Source organism: Minwuia sp., assembly GCF_048007105.1.
Taxonomy (GTDB): Bacteria; Pseudomonadota; Alphaproteobacteria; order Minwuiales; family Minwuiaceae; genus Minwuia.
This window is the reverse complement of the sequence record NZ_CP180352.1, coordinates 2,734,226-2,750,296: the sequence shown is the minus strand read 5'-3', so window position 1 is coordinate 2,750,296 and position 16,071 is coordinate 2,734,226. Positions and strand designations below refer to the sequence as shown.

Here is a 16,071-nt window from a genome sequence, read left to right as displayed (position 1 = left end):
GGGAATGCTGGTCAACGGGGCGCGGCTGGTCGCTGATCCGTCCGGTGCGCTGTTCTGGCCCGCCGAGCGGCTGCTTGTCGTTTCCGATCTCCATTTCGAGAAGGGCTCGGCCATGGCGGCGCGCGGCCATGGCCTGCTGCCGCCCTACGACACGATCGAGACGCTGACCCGGATCGAGCGGTTGCTGAAGCGGTTCACGCCGGCCCGGCTCATCTGTCTCGGCGATTCCTTCCACGACATGGCCGCGTACGCCCGCATGTCCGGGGAGGAACGTCAGCGGCTCGCCGCCATATCGCTTGCCCAGGACACGATCTGGATTGCCGGGAACCACGATCCCGAGCCCCCGGCAGAAATCGGCGGCACCGTCGCCGGCGAGGTCGCGATGGGCCCGCTGGTCTTCCGTCACGAACCGACGCCGAACCGCATCGCGCCGGGCGAGGTGGCCGGCCACCTCCACCCCAAGGCGCGGATCCGCCGCCGCGGCCGCAGCGTCTCGGCCCGATGCTTCGCGACCGACGGGTCCCGGGTAATCGTACCGGCCTTCGGCGCCTATACGGGCGGGCTGGATGTCACGGACCCGGCCTTCCGCGGCCTGTTCCGGGGCGGATATCACGCCTGGATGATGCTGCCCGAGAAGGTCTACGCGGTCCCGGCGGCGCGGCTGGCGCGGCGCGATCCGCCGCCGTCAGACGGACGCGTTGTTTCGGACGAAGGTGAGATACGGCAGCCGGCCGACATTCCACGCGCACAGCGCATAGGCCAGCACGAAGGTCAGTAGCGAGGCCAGGAAGTAGCCGTAGCCGTACCAGGCGAAGCCCAGTTCCAGCGTCGCCCAGGTCAGCAGGCCGTTCAGCGCCAGATAGATGACCTGGATCAGCAGCATCGTGCGCCGCAGGTCGAAATAGGCCAGCACGATGCCGACGAACATCAGCAGCACGTGGAACAGCGCACCGAGCACGCCGAACCGGAAGATTCCGAGTTGCAGGGTCGGGATCGACAGCAACTCGAACAGCTGGCCGGCGACCAGTATGACCGCCACCGCGATGCAGAACTGAAGCACGATCACGTTGCGCGACGCCATCAGCAGCGCCTGGATGATGTTGGAGTGGTTGGCCTCGATCCGGGCGTAGTTCGCGTGGTGCTCGATATCGCGGTAGAAGCGCTGATAGTGCTCGAAGAAGCGGGTCTCGATATTGACGATGAATATCGCCATGGCCGGCACGATGCTGAGATAGGCCAGGAACATCGCGCCGTCGTAGACCGGATATGAAATGAAGTTGGACGAGGTGACCTCACGTTCGGGCGCGAACCACATCACCCACTTGTCGACCCAGATGGCCAGGTTGTAGGCGAGGCCCGCCAGCGCCAGGTCCCAGTACTTGCCGAAATACTTCATGAACCGCCAGGGCCGGGTGATGCGGTAGGGATACTCGGCGTAGACCCGCGCAATCAGCGCGAAGAAGATCACCGCAAGCCCGATATTGAAGCCCATGGTGATGCCGACAGCGCCGAAATACTGCGCCAGCCCCAGCGCGCCCGAACCGGCGACGATCATGCCCAGCAGGAAGGCGACGGTGACCGAGCGGTAGTCCTTCAGCGCGGTCAGGAAGACGTTCACCAGCCAGATCGCGGTGACGAGGAAATAGTTCACCAGCGCGGCGGCGGTCAGGTCGGGTGGCAGATCGAAAATGAAGAGATAGGCCGGCACGACGACCAGCGCCTGCGCGCCGAGCAGCAGCAGCATCGACCCCAGCAGCATGCCCGGCGCTTCCTCGACCTCCTTGCGGAAGATCATGTCGGCCAGATACCGGGTGGAAACCAGCAGCACCGGCCCGGAGAAGGCCAGGCTGAAAGCGAAGTTGTAGATCAGGATGAGGCGGAAGTTGAGCAACTGGGCCTGGTCGGTCAGATAGTTGCCGAACAGGCTGATCGAACCGACGGCCAGGATCGTGAACAGCCAAGGTCCGGACGAGACGATCGCCGAATGGGTATAGCCCTGGACGATGCCTATCAGGTCGTCGCGGTTGGTCAGCCGCCGGAGTGCGAAACCGATGCCTGCCATCAGGCGGCCTCGCCCTGGGTCTCTTCCGGGGGATCCTCCGGCGCGTCCTTCAGCCGTTCGCGGATGTCATCGACCGGCATGGCGATGTGCTCGAGATAGAGCTCGTTGTAGATCCGGTCGATCTCAACCTTGTTGTAGTAGAGGCGGACACGCTCCCGAATGGCGTTGCAGGCCGAGTTCAGCGTGTCAGGGTCCTTCAGCAGCGCCGCCAGCGCGCGGCCGGTTTCGGCGGGGTTCGCAAGCGGCGTGATCGCCCCGCCCCTGCCCAGCTTCGGTTCCTCGTCCGGCATGCCGTAGAGCATGTCACGGCAGGATCCGACATCGGTCGATACGCAGGGAATCCCTGCCGCACCGCCTTCAAGGATCACAAGCGGCTGGGCTTCCGAAATCGATGTCAGCACCATGACGTCGACCTTGCCCAGATACTCGTCCAGCTTCACGCGGCCGGTGAAGACGAAGCTGTCCTGCAGCTCCAGGTGCTCGACCATCTGGACGCATTCCCGGTAGTAATCCTCGTCTTCTTCCGTCGGCCCCATCATCAGGGCCAGAACGTCGGGGATCTCCTGCTTCAGCACCGCCACGGAGCGGATGAAGGTCTTGATGTCCTTGATCGGCACGACTCGCCCGATCAGCGCCACGGTCGGTCGGTCGTGGGGCTCACGTGGCACCTGCGAATAGCGTTCGTAGTCGACGCCGTTGGGCACGATCCTGAGCTTGGTGTCCTGCGCCCCGTCGCGGCGCTGAAGATCCTGATTGCCCGAATAGAGCGTGATGATCTCGTCGCAGGCCTGATAGCAGCAGCGGCTGTAGGCGACGAAGGTGTCGATCCAGAGATCCTTCAGGTCCCGCTTCGGCTTCTCCAGACCCAGGCTGCCCGCCGGCCCCTCGTAGAGCCAGTCCGCCATGGCGATCTCAATGCGGCGCTCGTTGGTATAGATGCCGTGTTCGGTCAGCAGCACCGGGCGGCCGGTCTCCATCCGCGCCCGGGCGGCGAACAGCCCGGCATAGCCCGTGGAGACGGTGTGGAACACCTGGGCCTCCGGCATCGGCGACAGCAGCACGCTGAAAAGCCCGCCCAGCAGCGAGCGCCAGGTCCAGAAATAGTCGAGGAAGGATCCGTCCGGCATGTCCTTGCGGTACATGCGCAGCAGCAGGTCCCAGGCTTCGGGCGAATCCATCAGCGTGTCGCGGCCATATCGGCCCCGGCCTTCCGCGAGCGCACGGATCAGACGGTCGAGGTCGCGCAGGTCCCCATCCGACTGCATCGCCCGGAGCGGCATTTCCATCGCCGCGAGCCGCTTGCCGAGACGTCGGATTCCAGAACGGCCCTCCGGCAGATCCTGCAGGAAAACGTGATTGATGCCGCGCACATTGTCCGGCATCTCGTAGCGGCGCTCGGGCGGCTTCTTGCCTGGCAGAAGGCTGACGATGTGGAACTTGAGGTCCTTCTGCGCCGTGACCAGATCGTGCACCCACGTCGAGACGCCGCCGGCAACGTAGGGATAGGTGCCTTCCAGCACCAGACAGACGTCCACCGGTTCGAAATTGTCGATCCTATACAAGGCGCATCTCTCCCGGCGCCGGCGCCGAGGGCTGCGCCTTGCCCATCCATAGGCGGATCACGTCGCGCAGGCGCTCGCTGGTGCGCGGGTCGGCGAGAATGTCGTCGCCGAACCCGGCGACGGCATAGCGCAGACGGTCCAGATCGCCGAGCCTGTAGGTCGCTTCCAGGTACCAGGTGAGTTCAGCCGGCCCCACGAGGCCACGGTCGAAGCCGGCCTCGAACCAGTCCTCAGCCTCCTGCAGCCGCCCCAGCCGGACCAGCAGCCGTCCGATGCCGAGCGAGGCTGCGGCAGATTCCGGATCAAGGTCGAGCGCCGCGCGGTAGTAGGTCTCCGCCTTTCGCCGGTTCTCGGCCTGACGGTCGCCGTCCAGGATGCCGCTGAAGGCATAGTCGTCGAAATGCCGGGCCGCCTTGATCTGTGTCGTCGAGTCGTTCGGCGCGCGGCGGGCTGCCGTTTCCAGCTCGATCGCCCGTTCCAGAAAATCGCCTTCGATGTTGGCCGCGGCCGTCGCAGCCTGAACGCGAACCGCCGGGTTCGGATCGGCAAGCGCACTCTGCAGCGCCGGGGCGAATTCCGGACGGAAATCCCGGGACAGGAGCGATATGACGGCACGCTTCTGTTCGATTGAGCCGTATTGCAGGACGTCGGTGAACGAGGTCACGTTTTCCTGGCTTGCCGCGTCGGCCAGTCCGCGGGTCAGCATCTCGTAGAGCTTGCGTGAGGGCTCATCGACCTCCTCGGGGAACAGCGACTGGTACCATTCGTCGAAGGGCGTGGCGCTCCGGCGGAAGATCGCATGCAGCACCATGGCGAACAGCACGCCGGGCGGGCCGATCGGCCCCATGAAGAACAGCGACAGCGCCATCAGCATCATGAAGCGCGAAACGCTGCCGCCCGGACGCACATACCAGGCTAGCGCGAACGCAGCGGCACAGGCCAACAGGTGCAGCACCGGTGGCAGCCAGATCGGCTGGAACTCGTTCCAGAGGAGCCACACGATCAGGCATTCGACCGCAAAGGCAGCCAAGCCGACACCCGCGACCAGCAGCGTGCGCCCTGCCCCGCCCTGGGCCTGCACCTGCCGGCGGCGGCGTTCGGATTCGATGCGTTCGATCTCTTCCTCGACCGCGTCGACGACCGGCGCGCTCATCCCGCCACCTTCTCCTTCGGCTGCCCTTCGGCGCCTCCTGGCGTGTGCAGCGCCTTTACCGTCGTTGAAATGTCCACGCCTTCGATGCTGGCTTCCTTCAGATAGTGCTCGACCGCCTTCTCGACCTTCGCGGCCAGTTCAGGTCCGGCGGTGACGGGATTGGCGCCGGGCACGATCAGCGCAAACTCGCGGCCGGCCTGGCGGTATTCATGCGCCATGACGGTCGGCGGCATGTGGTTGTCGAGCACCTGCTTCAGGGCACGGATCACGGCCTGACGGCGCTCGGCGTGAAGGACATCCAGCCCTTCGGCCTTCACGATGACCGCGGTCACGCCCAGACCGAACCGTTCGCCGAACTGTTTCATCAGCTTGGCGTTGGTCCGGTAGACCACGTCGGTGAACAGTGTCCGGTCCTCGTTCATGAACATGTTGCCCTGGGCCTTCCGGAATCGCCGCGCATTGGCGAAAGCGGTGCCGACCCAGTCGCTGAGGATGCGGAAATTCTCCAGCGAGGAGACGTGAAGCTCCAGAAACCCGAGTTGTTCGATCTTCAGCATGCCAACGACTTCGCCGGTATCGACCGAAGTGAGCGGGCCGGCCAGGATGCCCTCGCCGCCGAGAATGCGCTGCTCCTGGGAGTTCACCGCCGACAGGAAGCGCTGGCGTCCGACAACCTCCTGAAAGAGCGGCGTGCCGGAATCGAAGACCCGCTGGAAGGTATCGTCATCCTCCCAGCCGTCATTTGTCACCGCCTCCAGCACGCTGCCATTCAGCAGGTAGAGCGAGAACTTGGTCGGCTGCATCACCGCCCTGACCAGGTCGGCGATGCCGATCAGCACCTCGCCGGGGCCAAGCTTCTCGATCGCCTTGGCGGCCTGGTAGAGCGTGAAGACCGTCCGCAGCTGGCCGGCGACGCGGACCTCCAGCTGCTCCTTGGTGTCGAGCAACTGGTTGTAGGCGTCGGACAGCACCTTCTCGCGGTGCGTGGTCTGGCCCAGATTGATCGCCAGCTCCCGGTTCCGTTCCCTCAGCCGTTCCCGCAGCAGGCCAATGAAGAGCGCGGTTATTACCCACAGCAACGGCTGGGCCGCATAGTCCCAGGCGATCAGGTAGTCCTCGTTGGTGAAGGTCTCGAAACTCGCGCCGGCCGCACGGTCGAGTGCGGCGCCGGGCCCTTCTGACAGGATCAGTTGATAGATGTCTGGATCGATGCCGGACAGGATCGAAACCACCGCGCAGACAACCGCGGCGATCAGCCCCTCGAACACGCCGTACTGCACCGACAGCAGGATGATCGGGATCCAGTAGGGGTTCGGGTTGAGCGTCTCGAACCCGTCCATCGATCCGAAGGCGTAGTCGATCGCCAGCAGCAGCGCGATGCCGATGACGAGCTCCAGATAGGCGATCGAGCGGCGGGGCGGCGTCAGGTAGGCGCCGGCATAGGTCGCCCGATCGATCTCCGCCGAGCCGGTCAGTTTGATGTTCGGCTGCAGCTTGTTCGCCATCAGAACCGAACCAGCAGATGACCGCCGACACGCGTGAAGACGGCGTCGTCTCCGCGGCCGGAAACACGCGAATGCCCCGCCCGGAGCCCGAACTGGAAATCCTCGTCGGGTTCCCAGATCAGTTCGCCGCCCACGCTGGGTCCAATGCCGTCGCCCACCCGGTCGAGGCTGAAGCTGGCGAAGACCAGATATCGCCAGTCCTCGCCGATGACGTCGCCAAGCGAGACGTTGATGGCATGGAATTCGGTATCCGTCAGCGGCAAGGGGTTGAAGGCGTTGCCGTTGGCGTCGATGCGGGTTTCGATGGAGCCGACATACTGGCCGTCGAAGGAGTATCCGACGCTCAGGTCCGCGGCTTCCCACGGCACCAGGTAATTGACCGCAGCCGAGAGATCCAGCGATGTCGCCGCGGTGTCGATGTCGTCGATGCTGTAGCGGTTGACCGCAACCTCGCCGTTCGCGCTCCAGCGCGGATTTAACTGCCGCTCATGGCTCAGCACCAGCCGGTCCTGCGCCGCATCGTCGGCGATGCCTTCGACAAGATCCCAGTAGGCGCGGTTCCAGGTCGCCGAGATGCCGGTCAGGGTGTCAGGCGTGCGGTAGTTGTAGCGAAGCGCAGCCCCCGGCCCGGCGGCCGAACCGAGCAGCGCGCCCTCGACACGGTGTCCCGAGGACGGACTGCCTCCGATCCAGGCTTCGCCGCGCTGGCGGTGTATGGTCACCGCCTCGGTCACACCATTTGCGCGCAGCACCTGATCGTCGTCCAGGTAACGGTTCTCGAACCGGAAACCCGCATCGATCATGTCGGTCGGCAGAAACTGTCCGCTCAGGACTCCGATGATCTGGAGGTCCCCGTCCTTGACCTGCTGGTAATCGATATCCAGCCGCAGCTGGGAGCCGAATTCCCGGTCGAGCGCGCGGGAAGCGGCAGCGGCGTCACGCCGTTGCGGATCGACGCCGATGGCCCGGTCATACAGGTTGGACGCGCGCCGCCACGATCCGACACTGGCCTCGATGCTCGCCATCTCGATCAGCACGTCGGCGTTGTCGGGATTCTCGGTCTGAAGCGATTCCAGCTTCTGCCGGGCCTCGCCGGTCTCGCCCTGCCGGGCCGCAAGACGCGCCCGCAGGATATCCAGCCTGACATCGGAAGCATCGCGACCGGCCCCCTCCTCGGCGCTGGCACGGCGCAGCAGGATGCTGGTATTGGCGCCCGCGTGCTCCGTCTCGAAGCGGACATCCGCCTCGCCGATCAGCAGCACGGTGTCGTAGCCGGTGCTCACGCCCTGCAGCCAGTCGGGCAGCTTCTCGGCCAGACCATCTGTCAGCCCCTCTTCCAGAGGCCGGTCGAGCCGGAGAAGCAACTCCCGGCCCTCTTCGCTCGCTGTCACACCGACAGGCCGCAACCAGTCGATATCGATCCGGGCGTTGTCGGCACCGATCTCGACACTGACCCGGGAAACCGCTTCCATGTGGGACACGAAACTGTCGGTCACGGTGACCGACTGGGACGCCTGGCTGCGCGAAAGCGACCCGCTCCGCCGTTCGCCGGAAATCCGCAGCCGGTCCGCCGCCTCGCGGGCCCGGTCGTCGATTGCCCCGGCGGGCGGATCGTCAGGCCGCTCGGGTGGCGGCGGCGGCGCTGCAACGGCCTGCTGCCGCGCGGTCGGACCGGGGGTTTGAGGCGCTGCGGCGCCCGGCGGAGTCAGTTCGATCCGGTCAACGCCCGGATTCCTGCGGCCGGCGATGCCCGGCAGGAAATTGCTGGCGTAGGTCATCTCGATGGTGAGTTGCCGCCGGTCCTTGTAGACGTCGAAGAAGACATCCTGCGCCGCCCTGATCTCGATGCGGTCGGCGCTCTTGGAAATGCCGGCGATCCAGTTGCCAAGCCGCTGGCGCAGCGCTCCGAGATCCGGCGCGTTGAAGGGCTGATCGAAGGTCAGCACCAGCAATCGCCGATCATCGGTCGACTGCACGTCGAAATGCACCGGCCAGGTCAGTTCGATCCGCGCCATGGGTCCCAGATCGGCAGAAAGCACGGACACCCGGGGGGCGCTGATGGGAGCCAGTTCCCGCTGCGTCTGGGCTGCCGACGGCATCGCGGCGCCGGCAGCAGCAAGCGCCGCAAGCGCGATCGCCCCCGTCCGCATGGTCCGCCTATCGAATATGCCCCGGATCACAACCTGCACCGCTCTCGCAACAAAACGCCCGACTACGGTCATGCCGCTCGGATACCGCCCTGATTCTGCAAGAAATACGCCGCGTCAACCAGTCTCGAATGCCGATCTGTCGCAAATCAGCCGCTACTGTCGCCGCAAGATCACTCGATGGTGGCGTCCTTGTCGGCCTCGATCGTGGCCAGCCAGTTCTGGTACATGCGGCGTCCGTCCTCGCGCCAGTCCTCCACCGGCGGCTGGCCCGGATCGTCGTCCGGATAGTAGTGGGCGGGCAACTGGATGGCGTCGCCCGCCTCGACGTCACGGTCGTATTCGCGCTTCAGGGTGTCGGCGTCGTACTCGAAGTGATTGAACATGTAGTGGTGCCGCAGGCGCCGGTCCTCCAGCAGACCAAGCCCCAATTCGTCCGAATCCGCGAGCACGACGAGATCGGGAGAATCCGGCAGATCTTCGCGGTAAATCTCGGAATGGCGCGAGACAGGAATGCGGAAACTGTCGCCGAATCCGGCCAGCAGGTCGCCATGCCGCTCGATCCGGTGTTCGAAGACCCCGAACATCTTCCGATCGAGCACGTATTTGGGGACCTCGTGGAAGTGCCGCAGCGCGGCCTGCGCCGCCCAGCAGATACTGAAGACGCCGGTCTGCCGCTGCTGCGCCCAGGCGTAGACATCCAGCAGCTCCTCCCAGTAGGGCACATCCTCGAAAGGTTCCCTTTCCACCGGCGCACCGGTGACGATCAGACCGTCGATGTCCATATCCCGGACCTCGTCGAAACTGCGGTAGTAGCGCCGCATGTGCTCGACCGGCGTGTTGGCGGAAGTGAAATCCGGGTCGCGGACCCGTGCCATGTAGGCATTGGTGGCGAACAGCACGATCTCGACCTGGCGGTGGCCGTCGCCCAGCATCCGGATCAGCTGGGTCTCGGTGGCCACCTTGTCCGGCATCAGGTTCAGGATCGCAATGACGAGATCGGGTTCCTTCGCCCGCAGCACCGGATCGTGCTCGACGACCTCGATGCCCTCGTTGCGCAGCAGGTCCGCGGCCGGAAGACCGCCTTGAAGCAGAGCCGTCATCGCTCAGGCGCCCGCCTTCTGCCGCCGGTCGATGGCGCCGGCGACAAGATCGGTGAAATCATGGCCGTCGCGGACGCTCGCCGCCTCGTCGGCCTCGATGACATATCCCAGCCGGTCCGCGATCGCCTGATAGCGCGGGATCCGGTGACGCCAGAGCTTCGGGAAGATCCACTTCACGAAATCGTCCGGATCGATGTCGTCGACATGGCTGACGGGCGATGGCGGCAGTCCGGCTTCGGACCGGTACTCCGGTATCGCTGCCTGGAGGAAATCATCCCTGTAGAACAGGGGCTTGGGATTGCGCATTGCCGCTGCTTCAACCCGCTTGTAGTCCGCTTCGCCTGCCCGGATATAGAGCAGCAACGTGTCGCGGGACAGGATGTCGAGCACGGGATCGTCGGTGCCGGCCTTCGGATCGACGATCTCGCAGATGCTGCCGGACGCGTCGTTGATGAAGTTCGGATAGCCGTAGATCTCAAGCGCCTTGGCCTTGAAGCGGGCGACGTCGATCATCGAGGCGATCTCGGCCTGCTCGTGCAGGTCCTGACGGTGCCGGAACTCCTCGTAGGACAGGCCGCCTTCCTCGGCGCCGACGGAATCGGGGCGCCCGATCTTGCCCAGATAGGTGGAGATCGGGTCCAGATTGTCGACGGTGATGTTGGAGCAGATGTAGATCGAATCCGAGAGCAGCAGCTTGCGCAGGAACGGCACCTGCATCGCCTTGCGCTTGATGTTGTCTAGGATGTCCTCTTCCAGATACTTCGTGCCGATCCGGTAGTCGGCCGAGTAGTGGAACCATTCGGCCTTGGGCAGACGGTCGGCCAGCATCGTCTTGCCGACGCCGGACATGCCGAGCAGCGTGATCGCCTTGTGCGGCGCCCTGCGGAAGGCTTCGCCAAAATCGTAGATCATGAACGCACCAATGGAACCGGTTGGATCGGGGCGGAGCGGCGGAACCTAGATCACTTCGCACGCTGAGGGAACCGCCGCTTCAGTTCTGGCTGAGCAGCGTTTCCGCCCGTTCGAACTGCCGGAGTTCGATCAGAAGCGCGGCGAAGTCCGCCACCAGCGACCGGTCGCGTGGTCGCTCTGCCAGCAGGCCCTCATAGATTTCGACCGCCCGCTCGCCGTCGCCCAGCGCCTCATGGCCGGTCGCCGCCATGCGCCGGCTGTCGAAATCGCTGGCGCCGTTCTGCTGCATGTTGGAAAGCATCCGGCGGTAGGCCTCGCGCGCCTCCGGCTGGCGGTTCATCTGCGACAGCGACTGGCCGTAGTAGTACCAGGGCCGGTGATCGGTATCGCCCTTGTTGCCCGGCGCGCGGAAGTACCGCTCCAGCGTCTCCTTCGCCAGTTCGGCCCGGCCCGCAAAGGTGAAGGCCCGTCCGGCCCGCAGCAGCGCCTCCGGATCGTCGCCGATGCGCGTCATCGCACGCTGATAGGCGGCGACGGAGGTGTCCGATCTCTCGGCCTGCTCGGCCCAGTCGGCCATCTGCAACAGGTCCTTCGGATCGTCGGTCTTCGCGATCAGCGGATCCAGCACGGCGCTGACCTCGGCGCGGCGCCGGGTGGCGATCAACGCATTGATCAGCGGCGCCAGAGCCGGGTCCTTCGCCGATGCAGGTCCCGGACGGCTGCCCAGCGCGACGATCTGATCCCAGGCGCGCATGTTCGCCAACAGACCGAGCCAGCGGCCGCGGTCCTCGGCCTCGGCGCCGCGGGTCCGGGCGACCAGCCACTCGATGCCACGCTCCGGCGGCTTCGGCCCCCAGAGATAAAGCAACTGCTGGACGTCCGGCGACGTCGTGGGCGCGCCCGTCGCCAGGTCCAGGAAGACGGCCTCGGCCTGACGCAGAGCGTTCAGATCCAACAGACGGAACGCCAGTTCGCGGCGGACCCGTTCCGGCGTGCCCGGCAGCTTCGCACGCGTCGTCAGCCAGGCGACAAGTTCTTCGGTGCGGCCGAGTTCGGCCAGCGCCGCCTCGTAGCTGGCGGGCCAGGTCCCGTCCGGATCGCCTTCAGCTGCGCGCTTCAGGTAGGGCAAGGCCGCCGCCGGGCCGCCGGCTTCCAGAAGCTCGAACAGCAGTTGATCCCTTGCCGCCGGCGCGGGATTGGCGTCGAGGCGCGCCGTGAGCACGCCCACCCGCTCCTCGATGGTTCCTGCGCGGCGGAGCGCGTCGAAATAGGCAAGCTCCCAGGTCTTCGGATCGCGGCGCGCAAGCTCGCGGAGCCTCGGCAGGGCCATGTCCGCGGCGCCGTTCTCCAGCAGCGCGAACAGCAGCGCCGAGCGGATCTCGGGCTCAAGGTCCGGATCGTCGAGCACCTGTTCGGCGAAGGCCTTCAGGTCCCGCGTCTCACCCCCCTGCCCCAGTGCTGCCACATAGGCCGAGCGGACCTCGGGCGTGCCCGGCAGCAGGGGCTGCAGGATCGCCACCGCCTCCTTGCCGCGTCCGGCAGCAACCAGCGCCTGACCGCGGATGAGACGGGCCTCCTGACCGGGGAACCGCTCGAAGAGCCGCGCCGAGGTGTCGAGAGCGAGGTCGGTCGCGTTGCGTTCGGCCGCCAGGTAGTAGATGTCGGTCAGCGCCTGCCGGCCGGGCTCCGCCGCGTCCTTCAGCCAGCGCTGCACGCGCGCCGGATCGCCCGCCTTCGTCTCCAGCCGGGCCCAGCCCTCGGCGATCTGGGGTTCGCCGCGCCGCTCGATCAGACGCCGCAGCACCGGGAGTCCCTGTTCCGCCTTGCCCAGCCGCAGATACTGGTTCGCGAGATCGGCCATCGCGAAAGCCGGTGTTTCGGGGTCGCCTGCAAGCCGCTCGAGCAGCGCCAGCGACCGTTCTGTCTCGCCCAGATCGTTGAAGACTCGCGCCAGCCTTAGCGAATCGGCGTTCTCCAGATTTCCCGCTGCCAGCGCCTTCTCGGCCCAGCCTCGGGCCGCAGCCTCGTTGCCGCGCGCCAGTTCGATCCGCGCGGCCATCACCGGCCAGGGCTTCCCAGAACACGGCCTCCGTCTGGCCCACGATCTGGTCGATCAGTTCCAGATCATTGTCCTCGGCGGCGTTCTCGGCCAGCGAGGCAATGGTGTCGCCGTCGAACTTCGACAGGTCGTGGCGGCGGGCTTCGGCATAAGCGAGCTTCGGCTGGTCCAGTTCGATCGCCAGCGCCATGTAGTCGTCGGCGATCCGCACCGGCAACCGGCCGCCCTCGGAGCGGCGCGAGAGGAACGCCAGCGCTTCGGCCTTGCGGTTGACCGCGGACAGTGCGCCGGCATAGGCCTCGGCCAGTTCGTCATCGCCCGGCAGCAGTTCTTCCAGCACCGGAATGGCATCCTCCGCCCGGCCGCGCGCGACCAGCGTGGTGCCGTAGATGCGGCGGGATTCGGGGCCCGGATAGGTCTGATAGTACCGTTCGCCGGCCTCGAACGCGAGATTGTCGGCGCGGCGCTCGGCGGCGATATAATGAATATCTGCAAGAGCTTGTGCGGAAACATTGTCCGCCGACTTCAACCAATCCCGCACCCTGTCGGATTGGCCTTCGGCCGTTTCCAGTCTGGCCCAGCCTTCCAGCACGCCGGGCGCAGTCCGGGTCTCGATCAAGGAACGGAAGACGGGCAGGCCCTCCTTCGCCCGCCCGAGCGTCAGATAGGCGTTGGCGAGATCGACAAGCGCCGTGTCCGGCGTTTCGGGGTCGCGCGCCACGCCGGACAACAGCCCCAGCGCCCGTTCAGGATTGCCGAGCGCCAGGAAGACATTCGCCAGCTGGATGGATTCGCTGTTCGTCCGCCCTTCCCGCGCAAAGGCCTTGTCGGCCCAGTCGCGGGCACTGGCTTCCTGTTCGCGCGCCAGAGCCAGCGACGCAGCCAGCACCGGACGATCCGCCAGGAACTCGTCACCGAGTTCGGCCACGATCCGGTCGAAGAGCTGGAAGGCCCGGTCGTTGGCCGCGCTCTGCGCAAGCGCAATCAGCACCTCGTCGGGCAGTTCGGACAAGGCGTGACGGCCAGCCTCGGCATAGGCCAGTTGCGACCGTCCCTGATCAAGGGCCAGCGAGATATAGTCGTCGGCCAGGCGCAGCGGCAAGGCGCCTTCGGACCGGCGCTTCTCCAGCCAGGCAAAGGCTTCGGCGTTGCGCCTGAGCGCCGTCAGCGCCCCGACATAGGCCTCGGTCAGATCGTCATCGCCGGGCAACAACGGCTCGATCAGCGGCAGCGCCTCGGCCGCAAGCCCCTGCGCAAGCAGCGCATTTGCAAGAATTCTGTCCGAGGACGGTCCCGGCTGCACGGCCGCAAGACGCCGAGCCGCGAGCAGAGAGAGTTCGGGCGCTGGCCGTTCCAGCGCGATGTAGTGGATGTCGGTCAATGCCTGGGGAGACACGCCGCTTGCCCCCTCAAGCCACGCCAGCGCCTGAGCGGGATCGCCGGCGGCAGTCTCGAGCCGCGCCCAGTTCTCCATCACCGGCGCATCGGCGCGCCGCTCCTTCAGTTCCCTGAAGACCGCCAGTCCCTCCGCTTCACGCCCGAGCCTGAGATAAGCGGCGCCCAGATCGGCCAGCGCGAAGGCCGGGGTCTGATCGTCACGCGCCATGCTGCGCAACAGCTGGAGGGCGTTCCCTTGCTCGCCCAGCCGGTCCCAGAGACGCGCCAGCCCGAGCTTCTCCGCCAGTCCGAGATCCGGCCAGGCCGCTTCGTAGGCCCAGAGCCTGGCATCCACTGGGTTGCCCCGCGCCAGTTCCACCTCGCCCGCAAGAACCGGCCGGGCCTGCAGGAAGGCCGGCCCGGTCTGCGCGACGATCCGGTCGACGATTTCGAGACGCTTGTCCTCGGCGGCATTGGTGACAAGCTCGACCAGCGCCGTCTCCTCGATCTTCCGCAGGTCCCCGCGGTCCGCGACAGCGTAGGCGATATCCTTCCGCTCCAGCTGGAATGCCAGTGCGACAAGCTCGTCGACCAGCGCCGGCTCCAGCGGCCTTTCGGCCTGGCGCTGCAGAAGGAACTCCAGCGCCGCCTGATCCCGGCCGAGTGCATTCAGCGCAGTGACGTAGGTGCTCGCTTCCTCGGAGTCGCCCGGCAACAGCGCCTCGACTATCGTCAGCGCCTCACCGGCACGGCCATTGGCGATCAGCGCCTCCGCCAAAAGCCTGTCCGACTCGCGGGATGGATGATCGCGGGCAAGGCGCCGCGCAGCCTCGAGCGCCGAGGCCGGCGCCCTGTCGGGCAGGCCCAGCACGGCGATGTCCGACAGAAGATCCTCGCCCAGGCCCTCGCGCTCGTTCATCCACGCGAGGACCTCGCTGTCGAGCCCCTCCCGCACGGCAAGACGGGCCCAGCCGGCCGACGCGGCGAAGGAGGGCCGCTCGGTGCGGATCCGTTCGAAATCTTCCAGTCCCTGCCGCGTCCGTTCGGTGTCGATATAGAGCTGCGCCAGGGCACGCATCGAAGTCTCGTCGAGGTCGGCGGCCCTGGCGATCCGGCGGAGCGTCACCGCGGCGTCGTTGTCGAGACCGAGGCGGATTTCCGCCCGCGCGAGCCGGATCAGCTGATCGAGGCGCGGGATTTCCTGCCGGCGGGCATGCTGGACGCGGAAGAGACCTTCATCAAGCTCGCCCAGCGCAATCAGGATCTCGGCCATGAGAGCCGGTTCATTGTCCCGGAAGCTGGGCAAGGTCTGATCGAGGATCTGCTGCAGCAGATCCGACCGCCGTTCGAAGACCGCGAGATCGGCGATCGCGCGGACCCGGACGTCGGTCATCTTCGCAACGCTCCGGTCCTCCAGCACGGTCGCGATCAAATCAATGTCGCCCTTCGCCAGTGCGAGATCCAGGAGAACCGGCACCGCCAGATCGGGAAGATCGCCGGCTTCCTCCAGCTTCGTCAGCCGCTCCAGCGCCACCGCATCCTTGTCGAGGGACATCTGCATCCGGGCCCAGGAGACCAGAAGCTGTGGCGTCAGATGCAGCGTCTCCTCGAACTGCCGCAGCAGACGCAGGCCGAAGGCGGCCTGATCGCGGTCCGAGACTTCCTGAATGACCGGCACGATGGCGGCCAGGGCCGCCCTCACCCGCAGCCAGACGTCCGACAGCCTCCACCGCCTTGTCCGGCACGCCTGCAGCCTCGGCGACCATGACGTAGAGGCGGATGCTGCGCGCATCGAAGGATGCGGGCAGCGCACGCCACATCGCCTCGGTCAGTGCGAGCGACTGGTCGAGTCGCCCCGCGGAGGCCGAAAGCGATGCGGCTTCGGCGAAGTCGGGACGCTGCGCCAGGCCGCGATCGATCAGGTCCTTCAGCGCACTCAGCAGCAGATCGTACTCGCCGCGCAGCCGGTAGAGATTGACCAGTTGCCGCCGCTCCTGCGGGGTACCGTCCCGGCCGACTACATCGGCGAGCATGTCGACATAGTCGCCGCGGCGCTGGTCGAAGCGGTAGTACTCGGCGAGACGGCGTCGGGCGCCGATATCCTTGGGGTTCTTCTGGACATAGGCCTCCAGAAGCTCCACCGCGGTCGGGATCTCGCCGTCGCCGATGGCAATCTCGGCCAGTGAAGCGA

10 protein-coding genes are annotated in these 16,071 nt (G+C 66.3%); 1 reads left to right on the top strand and 9 read right to left on the bottom strand.

Annotation, left to right across the window (positions count from 1 at the left end):
- Positions 1 to 4 precede the first annotated feature (4 nt).
- Complete coding sequence (gene pdeM, locus ACMVY4_RS13255) at positions 5 to 778, top strand: ligase-associated DNA damage response endonuclease PdeM (protein ID WP_416896498.1); 774 nt, start codon at positions 5 to 7, stop codon at positions 776 to 778.
- Here the strand turns inward: pdeM and pelG are convergent.
- The 9 genes from pelG to ACMVY4_RS13210 all read right to left on the bottom strand — a co-directional run bounded on the left by pelG (position 686) and on the right by ACMVY4_RS13210 (position 15,582).
- Positions 686 to 2,062: an exopolysaccharide Pel transporter PelG gene (gene pelG, locus ACMVY4_RS13250; RefSeq protein WP_416896497.1), complete on the bottom strand. Its 1,377-nt coding sequence runs from the start codon at positions 2,060 to 2,062 to the stop codon at positions 686 to 688. The genes pdeM and pelG overlap by 93 nt on opposite strands.
- On the bottom strand, positions 2,062 to 3,624 hold the full coding sequence (pelF, locus tag ACMVY4_RS13245; protein WP_416896496.1) for a GT4 family glycosyltransferase PelF: 1,563 nt from the start codon (positions 3,622 to 3,624) through the stop codon (positions 2,062 to 2,064). Before pelF ends, pelG begins: the two co-directional genes overlap by 1 nt.
- The gene (locus tag ACMVY4_RS13240; RefSeq protein ID WP_416896495.1) at positions 3,617 to 4,777 is read right to left on the bottom strand and encodes a tetratricopeptide repeat protein; all 1,161 of its coding nucleotides are present in this window, start codon (positions 4,775 to 4,777) and stop codon (positions 3,617 to 3,619) included. Before ACMVY4_RS13240 ends, pelF begins: the two co-directional genes overlap by 8 nt.
- The gene (locus ACMVY4_RS13235; protein ID WP_416896494.1) at positions 4,774 to 6,282 is read right to left on the bottom strand and encodes a GAF domain-containing protein; all 1,509 of its coding nucleotides are present in this window, start codon (positions 6,280 to 6,282) and stop codon (positions 4,774 to 4,776) included. The genes ACMVY4_RS13240 and ACMVY4_RS13235 overlap by 4 nt, the downstream gene beginning before the upstream one ends.
- Positions 6,282 to 8,432 (bottom strand): tetratricopeptide repeat protein, encoded by a 2,151-nt coding sequence (locus ACMVY4_RS13230; RefSeq protein ID WP_416896493.1) that lies wholly within the window; start codon positions 8,430 to 8,432, stop codon positions 6,282 to 6,284. The genes ACMVY4_RS13235 and ACMVY4_RS13230 overlap by 1 nt, the downstream gene beginning before the upstream one ends.
- 170 nt (positions 8,433 to 8,602) lie before the next feature.
- Positions 8,603 to 9,532: a homoserine O-acetyltransferase/O-succinyltransferase family protein gene (locus ACMVY4_RS13225; protein WP_416896492.1), complete on the bottom strand. Its 930-nt coding sequence runs from the start codon at positions 9,530 to 9,532 to the stop codon at positions 8,603 to 8,605.
- Positions 9,533 to 9,535: 3 nt separating this feature from the next.
- Positions 9,536 to 10,444: an ATPase gene (locus ACMVY4_RS13220; protein WP_416896491.1), complete on the bottom strand. Its 909-nt coding sequence runs from the start codon at positions 10,442 to 10,444 to the stop codon at positions 9,536 to 9,538.
- 79 nt (positions 10,445 to 10,523) lie between these two features.
- Positions 10,524 to 11,963, bottom strand: a complete 1,440-nt coding sequence (locus ACMVY4_RS13215) for a tetratricopeptide repeat protein (RefSeq protein WP_416896490.1) — start codon at positions 11,961 to 11,963, stop codon at positions 10,524 to 10,526.
- Complete coding sequence (locus ACMVY4_RS13210) at positions 11,884 to 15,582, bottom strand: hypothetical protein (protein ID WP_416896489.1); 3,699 nt, start codon at positions 15,580 to 15,582, stop codon at positions 11,884 to 11,886. The genes ACMVY4_RS13215 and ACMVY4_RS13210 overlap by 80 nt, the downstream gene beginning before the upstream one ends.
- Positions 15,583 to 16,071: the final 489 nt, after the last annotated feature.

Coding starts and splice junctions, on each gene's coding strand:
- pdeM (WP_416896498.1), top strand. CDS start 5: ATGCTGGTCAACGGGGCGCGGCTGGTCGCTGATCCGTCCGGTGCGCTG.
- pelG (WP_416896497.1), bottom strand. CDS start 2,062: ATGGCAGGCATCGGTTTCGCACTCCGGCGGCTGACCAACCGCGACGAC.
- ACMVY4_RS13240 (WP_416896495.1), bottom strand. CDS start 4,777: ATGAGCGCGCCGGTCGTCGACGCGGTCGAGGAAGAGATCGAACGCATC.
- ACMVY4_RS13235 (WP_416896494.1), bottom strand. CDS start 6,282: ATGGCGAACAAGCTGCAGCCGAACATCAAACTGACCGGCTCGGCGGAG.
- ACMVY4_RS13230 (WP_416896493.1), bottom strand. CDS start 8,432: ATGCGGACGGGGGCGATCGCGCTTGCGGCGCTTGCTGCTGCCGGCGCC.
- ACMVY4_RS13225 (WP_416896492.1), bottom strand. CDS start 9,532: ATGACGGCTCTGCTTCAAGGCGGTCTTCCGGCCGCGGACCTGCTGCGC.
- ACMVY4_RS13220 (WP_416896491.1), bottom strand. CDS start 10,444: ATGATCTACGATTTTGGCGAAGCCTTCCGCAGGGCGCCGCACAAGGCG.